The sequence below is a fragment of the Protofrankia sp. Cr2 genome (assembly GCF_963555885.1).
Classification (GTDB): domain Bacteria; phylum Actinomycetota; class Actinomycetes; order Frankiales; family Frankiaceae; genus Protofrankia.
Genome location: NZ_CAUVXG010000057.1, coordinates 1 through 15,189, shown reverse-complemented (window position 1 = coordinate 15,189; position 15,189 = coordinate 1). Strand labels below are relative to the sequence as shown.

Below are 15,189 nucleotides of genomic sequence, written 5' to 3'. Positions count from 1 at the left end.
GGTCATCACCGACCCGGAGCGGTTGGTCCAGCGGGACCCATGGGAGACCGTACGGCTCGCCCGTGACACGGCCCGTCCGACCGTCGAGGATTATCTCGCCCGTTCCTTCGACACCTTCGTTGAACTGCGCGGAGACCGCCTGTACGGCGACTGCCGCGCGGTGGTCGCGGGCCTAGCGGAGATCGACGGACTCGCCGTGGCGGTTGTCGGGACGCAGAAGGGGCACTCGACCGCGGATCTCATCGCGAACAACTTCGGCATGCCGCAGCCCGAGGGCTACCGCAAGGCCATGCGCGTGATGTCGCTTGCGGCACGGCTCGGGTTGCCCGTGATCACCCTGATCGACACCCCCGGCGCCTACCCCGGGCGCGAGGCTGAGGAGAGGGGCCAGGCGTCCGCGATCGCGCACGCCATCCAGCGGATGTCGGCGTTCGCGACCCCGATCATTGCTGTGATCACTGGTGAGGGTGGCAGCGGTGGCGCGCTCGCGCTGGCCGTCGCCGACCGCGTCCTCGTGGCGGAGAACGGCGTCTTCTCGGTCATCAGCCCGGAGGCATGCTCAGCGATCCTGTGGAACGATGCCCATGCTGCTGCGCAGGCGGCGCGTGCGCTCGGTCTCACCGCCCCGTCGTTGTTGCGCCTGGGCATCGTCGACGCGGTGGTGCCGGAGCCGCTCGGGGGGGCGCAGGCGGATCATGGAGCCGCCGCTGACCTGCTGCGGGCCGCGGTGGGAGAAACGCTGCGGCCTCTGCTGTCGGTGCCGGCGGCCGAACTCGTCAACGCTCGGCGGGCGCGTTTCCGTCGTTTCGGCCAGGCAGCCGTGGTGACCCCGGCCGCATTCACACCGTGCCAGCCGCAGCCGCAGCCGGAGTCGCAGCCGGAGCCGTACGAAAAGGAGACGGCCGCATGAGACAGGGCAGCGGGACCGATCAGCGCCAGCACGTTCTCGGTTGTCTGCACGAGCATGCCAGGCGGCTGGCCGATGAACTACCGGGACGCCTCGGCCGCATCCGTGTCTGTTCCGGAGATGTGATTATCGAGGTCGAATGGGCGCCGATCGCGCTTGCGGCGGCCGTGCCGGCCCAGCTGGAACCGGCCGCGGCGCTCGTTTCGGCGCTCGAACCCGCCGGGGCCATCGATTCCCGGGCCATCGGCTCCCAGGACGCCGACTCCGGGAACACAGTCGTCGTCTCCGCCCCGCTCGTCGGAACCTTCTACCACGCCCCCGAGCCGGGGGCGGAACCCTACGTCGCCGTGGGGAAGGTCATCGAGGCCGGCGCGACCATCGGCATCATCGAGGCGATGAAACTACTGAACCCGGTGACCGCGGATACCGGCGGGACGGTGGCCCGGATCTGCGTCGAGAACGGGGAAGCGGTCGAGTTCAGCCAGGTTCTCGTTGAAATCACGCCGCACCACTGACGGACCGCCGGGTAAGGCACGATGGCAGAACCGCCTCGCCCGGCGGCCCCGAGGGGCGCCCGGTCCTTTTTCCGCTGGGGGTTGTGGAGTTGTTCCAGAAAATTCTCATCGCGAACCGAGGCGAGATTGCGTTGCGGGTCGCCCGGGCATGCCGTGAGCTCGGCGTGCGGACAGTCGCCGTCTATTCGACCGCGGACGCCGATTCCGTCGTGCGGCGATACGCCGACGAGGCCGTGTGTATCGGGCCGCCGCCACCACGGCGCAGCTACTGCAATGTCGCCGCCATCATAGAAGCGGCCAAGATGACGGAGGCCGATGCCATCCATCCTGGTTACGGATTTCTGTCCGAGGACCCGGACTTCGCCGAGATCTGCGCGGACAACGGTCTGGTTTTCATCGGTTCCCCGCCGAATGTGATGGCGTCGCTCGGAGACAAGAGCATGGCGCGTACCCTGATGCGCCAGGCTGGTCTGCCCCTGCTCACCGGCAGCGCGGACGCGGCCCGCAGCGCAGCCGACGTCCGCGATATCGCCGACGCCGTCGGTTACCCCGTCATCATCAAGGCCGTTGCCGGCGGTGGTGGTCGTGGTATGACCGTTGTCTGGTCGGCCGCGGAGCTGTCCCGGGCCTACACGCGGACGCGTGCCGCGGCACGGGCCGTGTTCGGCGACGACCGGATCTACGTCGAACGCTTCCTTGAGCGGGCCCGCCACGTCGAGGTACAGATACTTTGCGACGCGCACGGTGGGGGTATCCACCTCGGCACTCGTGACTGCTCGGTACAGCGCCGACACCAGAAGCTGGTAGAGGAGGCGCCCGCACCCGAACTCGATCCCGACCGGGTGGCCGAGATGTGTCGGGACGCCGTACGCGGGGCGCTCGCGGTCGGTTTCACCGGCCTGGGCACGGTCGAGTTTCTGGTGGACGAGGACCAGGCCCACTACTTCATCGAGATAAACAGCCGTATCCAGGTTGAACATCCGGTTACCGAGATGGTGACGGGTTGCGATCTTGTTCACGAGCAGCTGTATGTCGCATCCGGTACCCCGCTGCGGCTACGGCAGGAAGACGTCGTCGCACGCGGCGTGGCGGTCGAGTGCCGGGTGAACACCGAGGACCCCGAGCGCGGATTCGTGCCTGCTCCCGGCCTGCTTGAACGGTTCACTCCGCCGGCCGGCCCGTTCGTCCGGGTCGATACCCACGGCTTCCCCGGATACCGGGTCAGCCCGCACTACGACTCGCTGCTGGCCAAGGTGTCGGTCTGGGCACCCAGCCGGGCGGAGGCGCTGGGCCGGGCCGAACGCGCCCTCGCCGAGTTCGACATCGCCGGGCCCGGCGTGGTCACCACCATTCCGTTCATCAAAAAGGTACTGACTGACACCGAGTTCCGAAAGGGCCAGTATTCGACCGGCCTGGTCGAACGCCTGGTCGCGGACTGAAAAGGACACGGCGATGAGAACCGAACGTACTGAAAACGCCGGCAGTGCCGGCAGCGCCGAAAGAACGGGCAGCACGGGGAGCGGCGGAAATATCCGGACCGCGGTGACACCAGCCCAGATAGCGGAGATCCTCATTACGAAGGCCGGGGTGGACCCAGGCATTCTCGTTGGGAACCCGGATCTTTCTCTCCAGGCTCTGGATATCGACTCTCTGGCAGTTCTTGAGCTGCAGGCGGTGGTCGTGGAGAGGTTCGGAGTCGAGATTCCCGACCACGCCGTCATGATGACCGTGAACGAGATCTCCGCTATCGTCAACGAATCCTCCGAGGAGGTCGCCCGGTAATGTCGGGACACACCGAGAACTCAGTGTTCATAACCGCTCCATTCGATGTCGTCTGGGCCGCTACGAACGATGTCGAGAAATGGCCCGACCTCTTCACGGAGTATGCCTCGGTGGAGATTCTGGAACGCCACGGCGACACGGAAGGCCAGGCTGACACCGTGCGTTTCCGGTTGGTCATGCATCCGGACCCCGACGGGCGGGTCTGGTCATGGGTGAGCGAGCGGACGGTTGACCGCGACCGCCGGGAGGTACGCGCACATCGGGTCGAGCCCGGCCCCTTTCGGTACATGAACATCCACTGGGCGTACGAGGAAGTCGACGGCGGTGTCCGGATGACGTGGGTACAGGACTTCGCCATGCGCCCGGATGCACCCGTCGACGACGAGGCGATGACCGTCCGGATCAACGCCAACTCGGTGATCCAGATGGAGGTCATCCGAGGCACGCTTGAGCGGCTGGCGGCCGGCGGGCTTGATCCGGCCGGGGCCGGGGCGCCAGGTGTGGCCGGTGTGGCCCGCGACACCCGTGCATGACGAGCGAGAAGGAGCTGGGAGCATGGCTGTCACATCCTGCTGGGGACATGTGGCCGCTCGCGACGTGCCGGCAGACCGGCGCCGCGGCGGGGAGCTGCGGGTGCTGCTCGGCCCGCGAACCGTAGGCAGTACGTCCGGCTTCATGGGCGTGGCGACGCTTCTGCCTGGTGAGAAGATCGCCGAACATTACCACCCATACAGCGAAGAGTTCCTGTGTGTCACACACGGTGTCATTACCGTGGATTGCGACGACGAGCCCGCGGTTGTCGCATCCGGGGAGGGGCTCTACATCCCGGTCGGCATGCGTCACCGGCTGCGCAACACCGGGTCCGAACGGGCGTCGGTGGTCTTCCACCTCGGTCCGCTCGCCCCTCGCCCCGAGCTCGGGCACGTCGACACCGAGAGCCCGGCCAGCCAGAGCCCAGCCGGTGATCCGGTGGCCTCATGATGATCGCGTCGCGACGCGTGGCGGTGACCGGCGTGGGTGTGGTGGCACCGGGAGGGGCGACCCGGGCGGCATTCTGGTCGACCGTGACCGAAGGGCGCACCGCTACCCGCCGCATCACGTTTTTCGACCCTTCGCCGTTTCGCTCCCGGGTCGCGGCCGAATGCGACTTCGACCCGGCGGCGGCCGGACTGTCCCCCAGGCATACCCGCCGGTCCGACCGGTACATCCAGTTCGCTCTCGCCGCCGCCGCGGAGGCGGTCACCGACAGTGGGATCGTGTTCGACGAGGACACCGCGAACGCTACCGGTGTCGCGATGGGTACGGCGGTCGGCGGCACCACGGCGTTGGAGACCGAATACGTCGTGGCCAGCGACACCGGCCGGCAGTGGCTGGTGGATCCCGACTACGCCGCCCCGTTCCTGTACCAGGCGCTGATGCCCAGCAGCCTGGCGGCCGATGTCGCGGCCCGGTTCGAGACACACGGCCCCGCCCAGGTCGTCTCGACCGGTTGCACGTCCGGGATCGACGCCATCGGGTACGGCTACCAGCTCGTCATGGACGGGGATGCCGATGTCATGATCGCCGGCGCCTCGGATTCCCCGATCTCGCCGGTCACGCTCGCCTCGTTCGACGCGATCAGGGCGACGTCGCCGGACGATTCCGACCCCGCGCACGCCTCCCGCCCCTTCGACCGTGACAGGCAGGGCTTCATCCTGGGGGAGGGCGGCGCCGTCGTCGTCCTGGAGGAGATGGGACGCGCGCTGCGCCGGGGCGCTCACATCTACTGCGAGGTCGCCGGGTTCGCCACCCGGGGAAACGCCTTTCACATGACAGGTCTGCGGCCTGACGGCGCTGAGATGGCTGTCGCCATCGCAGACGCGCTGGGCCAGGGGCGGTTGGCGCCGACGGACGTCTCCTACATCAACGCCCACGGTTCCGGGACGAAACAGAACGACCGGCACGAGACCGCAGCCTTCAAGCGCGCCCTCGGCGATCATGCCTACCAGGTACCGATCAGTTCGATCAAGTCCATGGTCGGCCATTCGCTCGGCGCGATCGGCGCCATCGAGATGGCTGCGTGCGCGCTGGCCATCGAGCACGGCGTTGTGCCGCCCACGGCGAACTGGGCGAATCGTGATCCCGAATGTGACCTCGACTACACGCCCAACACGGCGCGGGAGCAACGGGTCGACGTGGCACTGTCGGTCGGCAGCGGTTTCGGCGGATTTCAGTCCGCCATGATCTTCGCTCGGCCACGGGAGGCCGGCCGATGACGGGCCGTGCGGCGACGGGCCGTGCGACAGAGCCGCGCGCGGTCGTCACCGGCATCGGGATCGTCTGCGCGAGCGGCATCGGCACGGATACCTACTGGAAGACGGCACTGTCCGGGGAGAGCCGGATCGGGCGCATCTGCCAGTTCGACCCGTCCCGATACGACACCACCCTCGCCGGCGAGGTGCCCGGATTCGAAGCTGCCGATCACATGCCCGGTCGGTTCGTCGTGCAGACCGACCGCTGGACGCAGCTGGCCTTCTGCGCGGCCGGCCAGGCACTCGCCGATGCCGAGATCGATCCGGCGGCCCTCGATCCGTACGAGATGTCGGTGGCACTCGCGAGCGGCTCGGGCGGGAACGCCTTCGGTCAGCGTGAGCTCCAGCGGCTGTGGAGCTCACCGTCGCACACGGTCGGCGCCTACCAGTCGATCGCCTGGTTCTACGCGGCCACGGTCGGCCAGTTGTCGATTATGCATGGCATGAAGGGGCCGTCGATGGTGCTGGTGTCCGAGAGCGCCGGTGGCCTGGACAGCCTCGCCCACGCGGCGCGGCTGGTCCGCCGCGGGACCCCGGTCGTACTCGCGGGCGGGACCGAGGCGCCGCTGTCGCCGTATGCGCTCACCTGCCAGCAGCACAACCACGCGATGACCGCCCGGACCGACCCGGCGCGAGCCTACTGTCCGTTCGACGTGGATGCGGACGGTTACGTGCCCGGAGAAGGGGGTGCCGTCCTCGTCGTCGAGGATCTCGACCATGCGTTGGCTCGCGGTGCGCCGATCATCTACGGGGAGATCGCCGGGGCCGCCGCGACGTTCGACGGGCGGCCCCGGCCGCCGCGGCGGGGGAGCGGAGGCGACGTCGAGCAGTACGCGCGTGCGATGACCACGGCGCTGCGGCGGGCCGGCGTACGTCCGGGCGACGTTGATGTCGTCTTCCCGGACGCGCTCGGCATCCCTGCCGCCGACCGGGACGAATGCGCTGCCATGTGGGCGGCATATGGATCTGCATCGCCGGCTGTCACCACCCAAAAGCCCTTGGTGGGAAGGCTCTACCAGGGTGGAGCGGCGCTGGATGCGGCTACCGCGCTGCTGGCCATGCGCCATGATCTTCTTCCGCCGACCGCGGGCACCCGCGCTCCGGCGCAGGGATGCCGACTCAACTTCGTGTCCGAGGTCACTCCGACACCGGTGTTCACCGCGATGATCAACGCGCGCGGGTTCGACGGATTCAACACATCCCTCGTCCTACGTCGTTGCCCTGAGATCGACTGTCCTGAGGTTGATCATGATCCCGGCTCGCTTTCTGGCGCATCCCCTTTGACCCGAAAGGTAGCGGAGGACAACCAGCGATGACCAACCCCGAGAGCGCCGGCGGCCCCGCGGCCGGACGCAGCGAGACCGATGCCGGACGCAGCGAGACCGATGCCGGACGCAGCGAGACCGACACAGTGCGCACGCTGCTGCGGATGCGTGCCACCGCCGGCCGCGAACACGAGTTTGAAAGCGCCTGGCGGAAAGCGGCTGAGGTCATCAGCACGGTGCCCGGCAACATCCGCCAGGACCTTATGCGCGATCCTGACCTCCCCGGCGAATATGTGATCGCCGCGGACTGGGAGAGCCGGGCGGCACTCGACGCCTTCGGACGCGGCCCGCGACGCGACCATCTCACCACGGCGTTGCGGGAGCTGCGCGATGATGCAGACCGCCATACATACCAGGTTCTGCACACTCTTGCGGGCCGGGGATCGGCCGTGCGCGTCCTGGTCACCACGACCGTACCCGCGGGTGACGAGGACGTCTTCGAGCAGGCATTCCTCGACGTGGCCGCGGCCATGCGCGGTGTCCCCGGCCACATCCGCGAAGAGCTTCTGCACGAGCCCGGAACACCCACCTACCACCTGCTCGCCGAGTGGGCGTCGAAGGCCGCGTTCCTCGCCTGGGTACAGGATCCGCGCCATACCGACCGGACCACCGGGCTGATTCCCTACCTCAACCGCGGGTTCTCCCGCCGTATCTTCACGATCGTGGCCCGGCCCCCGGAGCCGGTACCGGAGCTGGAGGCGTCCGCGTCCCCGCCCACCGGCATCGGCACCATGGCCGGAGCCGCTCTCGGCGCCGGATCGGCACCGGTGACGGTCAGCGGGCGGCGGGAGGCCCGCACGAGCATCGACGTGCTGGTGGTCGGTGCGGGACCGACCGGACTGACCCTGGCCGTCGAGCTCGCCCGTCGCGGGGTTTCGTTCCGGTTGGTGGAAAAGAGCACCGAGCCGCCGAGCCAGGCGGACAAGGCCATCGGCGTGCACTGCCGAACCATGGAGATCTGGGAGGACATGGGCGTCGTCCGCGCAGCCGTCGACGCCGGTATCTGGTTCAACGGTCAGATCGTTGTGATCAACGGACGTCAGACGCACCGGGTCGAATGGAACCTCCCGGAGCTCCCGTACGCCCACCTCGGGTTGCCTCAGTACGACACGGAACGGATCCTCACCGACCGTCTGCGCACGCTGGGCGGATCGATCGAGCGGGGCGTCGCACTACGCGGTCTCACCCAGGACGCCTCGGGCGTGAGCGCAGCGCTGACCGGCGCCGACGGTACGCAGGAGACGGTACGCGCAAGCTACATCGTCGGCTGCGACGGCGCGCACAGTGTCGTCCGCAGGGAACTGGGTCTGTCCTTCAACGCCGGGGCCGGCCGGTTCCCGCAGCTGTTCATGCTGGCCGACTTCGACGTCGACTGGGCGATGCCGCAGGGATACCTGCTGCGGTTTATGCACATGACCGACGGTGAGCTCGACGGGATGCTGGTGTGCGTCCCACTGCGCGGCAAGGGCCGGTATCGGATGGCAACCATGGCGCCGCCGCGGATCATGGCGGAGGCTGCCCGCACCGAGGTGCCGCCGGGCTTCACCAAGGAGTACGAACCGCCGACGTTGGCCGACTTTCAGGTCGCGCTTGACCGGCTGGCACCGGCCGGCACCACCGGACGCAACCTCCGCTGGTCGTCGATTTTCCGGATCAGTCACGGGATCGTCGACCGCTACCGGGTCGGTCGGGCCTTCGTCGCGGGCGACGCCGCGCATCTGCACCCGCCCGCGGGTGGTCAGGGCATGAACACCGGCATCCAGGACGCCTACAACCTCGGCTGGAAGCTCGCGCTCGCCGTGAACGGGCACGCCGGGCCCGGGCTGCTCGACACCTACGAGGCCGAGCGCCGCCCGGCCGGCCGGGCGGTCATGGACCGCGCCGTGCGGGTGGCGTTCACCGATGAGATGGACAACACCGACGAAAAGGCGCAGTTCCTCGACGAGATGCAGATGACCCTGAGCTACCACGGCACTCCCGGGGTCGGCGAGGCACTGGGCTGGGAGGCACCCGAACTGTCCCCGGCGGCCGGGGATCGCGCGCCCGACGTGCACGGTCTGACCCGCCGCGGTGTCGGGCATCCGATGCGGCTGTTCGAGCTGACCCGCGGCACCGTGCACACGTTGCTGATCTACGTGGACGCCGCCACGACCGAGGAGGACCTGCGTGGCTACGAGAAGATGGCCGGCCCGATCCAGCAACAGTTTCCCGGGCTGGTCGACATCTATCTCGTCCGGGATCTGGATGCCACGTCGTCGCCGGGACTTGACCTGCCCGTCGTCTATGACACCGGCCGGGCGTTTCGCGCGGCCTACGCGCCCACCGGACCGTGCGCCTACCTGATCCGCCCGGACGGGCATGTGGGCTTCCGGACCAGGCCGATCCTCACGGGTGCTCTTGAGGACCATCTGCGCGCCGTGTTCGGCGGTGGTGATCAGCGATCCCGGTAGTGCGGAGTCCGGTAGCGCGGAGTCGAGCGACGGGGAGACACGACGTCGAGGTACGACACCGAGACACGACACCGAGAGGGGATTGGGATGGCATCGTGGCTGGGATCGGGAATGGGACCTGCACGACGGCTGCGGGTTGTCGTGTGCGGCGCCGGCACGGCGGGGATGACCCTCGCGCTCGCGCTCGCGCGGGAGGGTCATACGGTCACACTCCTCGAGCGGGACGAGGCACCTGCGCCTGCGCAGGTTGGTGAGGCCGCGGCATGGAAACGGACCGGGGTCGCGCAGCTGCACCAGCCACATGCCTTCCTCGCGCGCGGCTGTTCCGAACTGCTGACCGCGCTGCCCGACGTGGTGGTGGCGCTGCGCGGCGCCGGCGCGGTGGACGTCACCCTGCCCGACGGGCTGAGTTCCTTCCTGTGCCGGCGCAGCACGTTCGAGTGGGTGCTGCGCCGACTGGTCGAGGCCGAGCCGAGGGTCTCCATCCACCTCGGGACCGTCCGCCAGATCGAGGTGTACAAGGGGACGGTCAGCGGAGTACGCCTTGGTGACGGCGGCCTGCACCCAGCGGATCTCGTGGTCGACTGCGGCGGCCGGCGCAGTGCCCTCACCACGGCGATGCTCGCCCAGGAGATCTTCGACGAGCCCGCCAACGAGGTGTACCGGTCACGGCGTTATCTGTTGCGGTCGGGACGCCAACCAGGTCCGGTCAACCGTGGAGTGCTCGGGGTCGAGGAGGGTGACGGCTACTCGTTCCTGCTCTTCCCGCACGACGCCGGGACCTTCACCGTGACGTTCGTGCACCTGCCGGAGGACAGCGGGTTGGCAGGCCTGCGGGCGGTGCCCGCCTTCGAGGCGGCCGTGCGCATGGTTGCGTTCGGTGCGGCCTGGACCGACCCCGCGGTCGCCGAGCCGATCTCGGACATCATGGTCATGAACGGTCTGCGCAACGTGTTCCGGCCGCTGGGCCCGGCCACACCGCCGGGCGTGCACGCGATCGGCGACGTCGTCTGCACCACCAACCCGCATTTCGGTCGGGGCACGTCGCTGGCCGTGGCGCACGCTCTCACCCTCGCCCGGGCGGTCACGGAGAACCCGGCCGACCCCGGGCTGTGGCGGGAACGCGTCGACGCCTGGGTCCATGACGAACTGTGGTCATGGTTCGACGACGCCCGGTCCCTGGATCGGTCGCGTACCGAAGTCTGGCGGGCAGCCATGGACGATACGGTTCCGGCCGTTGCGGCTATTCCGCAGATGAGCCCGCCGAGCCCGGCTGCCATGCCGCGGTTCACGGTGCTCGCCGCCGCCGCTGCCGACCCGGTGGTGGCACGCGCGGTGTTCCGCCACATGCACCTGGTCGATGCGCCGGAGGACCTGCGGGCGGTGGAACCACGGGTGGCAGAACTGCTCGCCGCGGGATGGCGCCCGAAGCGAGCAGCGGGCCTACCGACCCGGGCGGAACTCGTCGACGTCGTCTCCGCCGTCAGAGCGCCGGCGACGTGACCGCAGGCTCTGTGATGGACGGCACTGTGATCGTCGGCAGTGTGATCGTCGGCAGTGTGATCGCCGTGATGAGCAGGCCCTTGCCGAGCATCCAGCGACCCGTGAACCCGGTCAGCTCGCAGCCGGCGACGATCGGTCCCGCCACCAGCAACCGGGCGGAGAAGGTACCGGTGGACGGTTCGACCGTGATGACCGCGTCGTCAAAGCCGAGCCAGCGCCCGGCAAGGGGAAACCACGCCTTGTAGACCGCCTCCTTGGCGCTGAACAGCAGCCTGTCCCAGCAGATCTCGGGGTGGCGTGCCATCAGTGGACCGAGCCAGGCGTGCTCCTCGGCCAGGGCGACATGGTCCAGGACGCCCGGCGGGACAACCGCGTTGGGTTCCGCATCGATACCGATCGTGACGACATCGGCAGACCAGGCCACGGCAGCCGCGCGATATCCCGCACAGTGCGTGATACTGCCGACGACTCCGGCGGGCCATTGCGGCTCGCGTCGGGGACCGGGCAGGATCGGCGCCGGCGGTAGGCCGAGCATGGCGAGAGCGCGGTGGGCGCATACCCGGGCGGTGGTGAACTCCCGGCGCCGCTTGTCCACGGACCGCCCGAGGGTCGCCTCCTCCTCGGCGAACAGCACGGCGTTCGGGTCGTCGGTGAACGCCTCGACCGCGACCGCGTCGGCAGGCAGAAGGGCTGCAAGCAGGCCAGTCTCAGTCACGTGTACCTCAGCCCTGCCGGTTCGATGCCTGCCGGTTCGATGCCTGCTGGCTCGAAAGGCTCCAGGCCGACGGATACAGGTCGGGCTCCGGCAGAATCTGACGGGGAAGATTTCGCGGGATGGTCCAGCGGCGCCACTCCCGCGGATAACCGACCGAGACCTCCTCGAACCGGACTCCGTCGTACCAGGTGGTCCGCGGAATGTGAAGATGGCCGTAGACGACGGCGGTAGCCCGGAACCGACGATGCCAGTCGGCGGTGCTCTCGGTGCCGCACCACTGCGCGAACTCGGGGTGCCGCAAGATAGCTGTCGGGTCGCGCACCAGCGGGAAATGGTTCACCAGGACGGTCGGCATGTTCGGATCGCATTCGGCGAGTCGCGTCCGGGTGTGCGCGACCCGCACCTGTGACCATGCGTCCACACTCGGGTACGGGTCCGGGTCCAGCAGGAACTCGTCCGAGCACACCACACCTGCATCGTGGGCCACGGCAAGCCCTTCCTGTTTGCTGCGCGTGCCCGCCGGACGAAACGTGTAGTCGTAGAGCAGGAACAGCGGTGCCACGGTCACCGGGCCACCGGCACCCTCCCAGACGGGATAGGGATCCTCCGGGGTCAGTACGCCCAAGCCGCGGCACATCTGTACCAGGTGCCGGTATCGCCGGTCACCGGATAACCGCACCGGGTCCTTTCGCGGCGTCCACAGTTCGTGGTTACCGGGAACCCAGATCACGGTGGAGAAGCGGTCGCGCAGCAGAGCCAGCGCCCACTCGACATCCGCGACGACCTCACCGACGTCACCGGCCACGATCAGCCAGTCTCCAGCCGACTCCGGGTGAAGTTCCTCGACGATCTGACGGTTCTCGGGATGGGCGACATGCAGATCGCTGATGGCCAGTAATTTCCCAGCCGACGCCCGGGATATGGTCACCCGTCCGACTCTACCGATATTACTCCGTGAATTGCGCTGACACGAGAAAAGCCCGGATTGTTCTACTTTGGACCGCTGTCGCCCGGAGTCGACCACGATGATCTTGGTGGTGCGGCGATGTCATGGTGCGCGCTGCCGGTCCGGTGGCAACTGCATCCTAGGGCTCGGCAGGCCGCGAGCGTGACGGCCACGATTCGCTCCCGCTCCCGCTGGTCGGGCGGGGTGAGCGTCGGCGATGCCATGGTGGCCATGACGATGGCTCCGACGAAACTGAGCAGCAGCGGCTCCAGGTCAACGCCTGGGTGGATCTCGCCTCGCGCCTGCGCCCGGACGAAGACCTGTCGGGTGTGGTCCAACCCGATCGCCACGATGCGGCGCTGGTAGCGTTCCCGCAGGTCAGGACGGCGGGCGGCATTCGTGAGTAGGTGCATGGCGAGTTCGAACCCCGGCGGGCTGAGAACCGCCGCATTGCGCTGTGCGACCAGCTCCAGATCGGCGGCGAGAGACCCGAGATCGGGTCCGGGCTCCCACTGGAGCTGTTCACTGAGCGCGTCGACGAGAAGGTCGAGGGTCTGCGGCCAGCGCAGCGACACGGTGCCCTTGGCGACACCAGCCCGGCGGGCAACGCGACTGATGCTGAAGTGCACGACTCCGCTGCTGGCCAGCTCGGCGCGTGCGGCCGCACGGACCCGAACCCCGACTGTCCGGTCCCGTGGTCTGCCCCGGCCGCGCGGCGGCTCCGGCACTGGCCCCGGCTCCGGCACTGGCCCCGGCACTGGCTCAGCGGTCATGCATTCCTCCCCGCCGGCCGTGTGGATCGTCCGGCATCCAGGCCGCTTGTGTACCGAACCTCTGCATATTACTGTCCGATCGTCGAGAAAATCGATGGCCGACCGCAGACGACCCGGAGGAGCGGATGCACAGTGGCCGACGATATCCAGAATGATTACTGGCTGTACGACTGCGACAACCACTGCTACGAGCCGCGTGACTCGTTCACCCGGTACCTGCCGTCGCGCCACCTCGACGAGGCGGTCAAACCCGGACGCCTGCCCGATGGCCGGGAGATCCCGTTCGTCGGTGACCAGCCGTTGACCTTCCTGGACAGCGAGGTCTATGGCCAGGTGGGCCGGCCCGGGTCACTGGCCGAGATGCTGCGGAGCATGAAATCCGGCACGGTCACCGAAGGTTACCGATGGGAAGAGCCGCGTCCCGAGTATCTGAACCGCGACGCCCGGTTGCAGGCGATGGACGCCCAGGAGGTACGGGCGGTCATGCTGTTTCCGAGTGTCGCGATTTCGGCGGAGGGCTTCCATCGCACCTTGGAGCAGCTGTACCGCAACTACCACGCGTTCAACGAGTGGTTCCACGAAGACTGGGGGTTCGCCTACCAGGACAGAATCTTCGCCACGCCCTGGATACCGCTGTGGGATGTTGACGCGGCGGTGCGGGAAGTCGAGTTCGTCCTCGATCGGGGGGCCCGGGTCGTGGCGGTGCGGCCCGGCCCGGTGAACGGTCGTTCGCCGGCTGATCCGCACTTCGACCCGGTCTGGTCACGCTTGAACGAAGCCGGTGCGACGGTCGCTTATCACGTCACCGAGAGCGGCTACAACCGTGATGTGTCAAGCCTGTGGGGCGAGAATCCGGAGCCGTCGTCGTACGCCCAGTCTGCGTGGCAGTGGATGAACTGCTACTGTGACCGGCCGATAATGGATACACTGTCCGCTTTGGTATATGGAAACATTTTCGGTCGTTTTCCCCGACTGCGGGCGGTGGCGGTCGAACATGGCGCGGAGTGGTTTCCCTACTTCGTTCGCCGCCTGGACAAGATGCGCGGGATGGGCCGCAACGGCCCCTGGCTCGGCGGCCCGTTGAGCGAGCGGCCCAGCGAGATCGTCAAGCGGCATGTAAAGGTCACGCCGTTCCCCGAGGATGATGTGGCCAAGATTGTCAGTGAGATCGGGCCGGAAAGCATCGTGCTCGGTTCGGACTGGCCGCACCCGGAGGGTTACGCGACCCCGCGCGACTTCCTCGGCCACGTCGCGGTTCTCCCGGACGAGCAACGCCGGAAAATTGCCCATGACAATGGCAGATTGTTGTTGAGCCGTCACTGAGCCGTCCTCGAGCCTGACCTTGCCGATTGGAAGCAGCCGACCACTTAGAGCGCCCAGCAATAGGGGACACGGCGTCGCGGGGCTGGGGCACGCACCTTGCCGCATCGCTCGAGTAGTCGCTCGCGGACGCGCAGCTCGCGGTCATGGTCGTCAGCCCGGGTCGGGACGCCCAAGAGGGCCTGCGCGCATTCCGAGAGAAACGGCCGCCGCGCTTTCCCGACCGCTGAGCGGGGCGGTCGGCCCAGCTCGCGGCACGGACGCTCCCTCTCTACACCCACCCGGTCTACAGCGAGCGACACATGCAGCAGTACATCCGTGCCTTCGAGAAGGTGGCGGCTGCTTTCTACACGAAGACTCCGACGGGCACAGCATGAGTGACGCTCCGAGTGCGCGAAAGGACCAACGATCGCGCACTCTTCGGCCTGGGAGGCCGCAGTCCTGGAGCACTACCGGGTCAGCCGCCGCGGCCGGTGCGTTTCGGCTTCGTGACGCTGTTGCCGAATTCGTCGACGAGGCCGGCACGGCGTAGCGCGTCCGCGAGCGCACCGGTCGGAACGCTTGATTCCCCACGACGGGGGCGGGGTTGGGCACCGCGTGGTTGGGCATCGCGTGGTTGGGCATCGCGTGGTTGGGCATCGCGGGGTTGGGCATCGCGGGGT

At 68.2% G+C, this 15,189-nt stretch carries 14 protein-coding genes and 1 pseudogene; 11 read left to right on the top strand and 4 right to left on the bottom strand.

The genetic code is table 11. The features are described 5' to 3' along the window. From accA to U9978_RS19960, 10 genes are all read left to right on the top strand, one after another. A partial coding sequence (gene accA / locus U9978_RS20005) for a carboxyltransferase subunit alpha (protein WP_322762670.1) occupies nucleotides 1-910 on the top strand: 910 nt, incomplete at its 5' end. Continuing rightward, a complete protein-coding gene (locus tag U9978_RS20000; RefSeq protein ID WP_322762669.1) occupies nucleotides 907-1,422 on the top strand; it encodes an acetyl-CoA carboxylase biotin carboxyl carrier protein in 516 nt (171 codons plus the stop codon). The genes accA and U9978_RS20000, both read left to right, overlap by 4 nt. Nucleotides 1,423-1,511: 89 nt before the next feature. Beyond that, nucleotides 1,512-2,861, top strand: coding sequence for an acetyl-CoA carboxylase biotin carboxylase subunit (locus tag U9978_RS19995; RefSeq protein WP_322762684.1), 1,350 nt, complete (start codon nucleotides 1,512-1,514; stop codon nucleotides 2,859-2,861). A 13-nt stretch (nucleotides 2,862-2,874) separates the two neighbouring features. Next, nucleotides 2,875-3,204 (top strand): acyl carrier protein, encoded by a 330-nt coding sequence (locus U9978_RS19990; RefSeq protein WP_322762668.1) that lies wholly within the window; start codon nucleotides 2,875-2,877, stop codon nucleotides 3,202-3,204. Further along, a complete protein-coding gene (locus U9978_RS19985; protein WP_322762667.1) occupies nucleotides 3,204-3,737 on the top strand; it encodes an SRPBCC family protein in 534 nt (177 codons plus the stop codon). Before U9978_RS19990 ends, U9978_RS19985 begins: the two co-directional genes overlap by 1 nt. A gap of 22 nt (nucleotides 3,738-3,759) precedes the next feature. Beyond that, nucleotides 3,760-4,185 (top strand): cupin domain-containing protein, encoded by a 426-nt coding sequence (locus U9978_RS19980; protein ID WP_322762666.1) that lies wholly within the window; start codon nucleotides 3,760-3,762, stop codon nucleotides 4,183-4,185. Continuing rightward, nucleotides 4,185-5,459 (top strand): beta-ketoacyl-[acyl-carrier-protein] synthase family protein, encoded by a 1,275-nt coding sequence (locus U9978_RS19975; protein WP_322762683.1) that lies wholly within the window; start codon nucleotides 4,185-4,187, stop codon nucleotides 5,457-5,459. Before U9978_RS19980 ends, U9978_RS19975 begins: the two co-directional genes overlap by 1 nt. Then, the gene (locus U9978_RS19970; protein WP_322762665.1) at nucleotides 5,456-6,811 is read left to right on the top strand and encodes a beta-ketoacyl synthase N-terminal-like domain-containing protein; all 1,356 of its coding nucleotides are present in this window, start codon (nucleotides 5,456-5,458) and stop codon (nucleotides 6,809-6,811) included. The genes U9978_RS19975 and U9978_RS19970 overlap by 4 nt, the downstream gene beginning before the upstream one ends. Next, complete coding sequence (locus U9978_RS19965; protein WP_322762664.1) at nucleotides 6,808-9,270, top strand: FAD-dependent monooxygenase; 2,463 nt, start codon at nucleotides 6,808-6,810, stop codon at nucleotides 9,268-9,270. The genes U9978_RS19970 and U9978_RS19965 overlap by 4 nt, the downstream gene beginning before the upstream one ends. Before the next feature lie 111 nt (nucleotides 9,271-9,381). After that, nucleotides 9,382-10,773: an FAD-dependent oxidoreductase gene (locus U9978_RS19960; RefSeq protein WP_322762663.1), complete on the top strand. Its 1,392-nt coding sequence runs from the start codon at nucleotides 9,382-9,384 to the stop codon at nucleotides 10,771-10,773. Here the strand turns inward: U9978_RS19960 and U9978_RS19955 are convergent. From U9978_RS19955 to U9978_RS19945, 3 genes are all read right to left on the bottom strand, one after another. Beyond that, nucleotides 10,754-11,488 (bottom strand): 4'-phosphopantetheinyl transferase family protein, encoded by a 735-nt coding sequence (locus U9978_RS19955; RefSeq protein ID WP_416211056.1) that lies wholly within the window; start codon nucleotides 11,486-11,488, stop codon nucleotides 10,754-10,756. The two genes, U9978_RS19960 and U9978_RS19955, sit on opposite strands and share 20 nt — an antisense overlap. A gap of 7 nt (nucleotides 11,489-11,495) precedes the next feature. Next, a complete protein-coding gene (locus tag U9978_RS19950; RefSeq protein ID WP_322762681.1) occupies nucleotides 11,496-12,410 on the bottom strand; it encodes a metallophosphoesterase in 915 nt (304 codons plus the stop codon). 68 nt (nucleotides 12,411-12,478) lie between these two features. Then, nucleotides 12,479-13,207, bottom strand: coding sequence for a TetR-like C-terminal domain-containing protein (locus U9978_RS19945; protein WP_322762662.1), 729 nt, complete (start codon nucleotides 13,205-13,207; stop codon nucleotides 12,479-12,481). A gap of 132 nt (nucleotides 13,208-13,339) precedes the next feature. Between U9978_RS19945 and U9978_RS19940 the strand changes: the two genes are divergently transcribed. Then, nucleotides 13,340-14,530: an amidohydrolase family protein gene (locus tag U9978_RS19940; protein ID WP_322762661.1), complete on the top strand. Its 1,191-nt coding sequence runs from the start codon at nucleotides 13,340-13,342 to the stop codon at nucleotides 14,528-14,530. Nucleotides 14,531-14,984: 454 nt separating this feature from the next. Here the strand turns inward: U9978_RS19940 and U9978_RS19935 are convergent. Continuing rightward, nucleotides 14,985-15,189: pseudogene (locus tag U9978_RS19935) on the bottom strand (hypothetical protein); the annotation flags it as partial.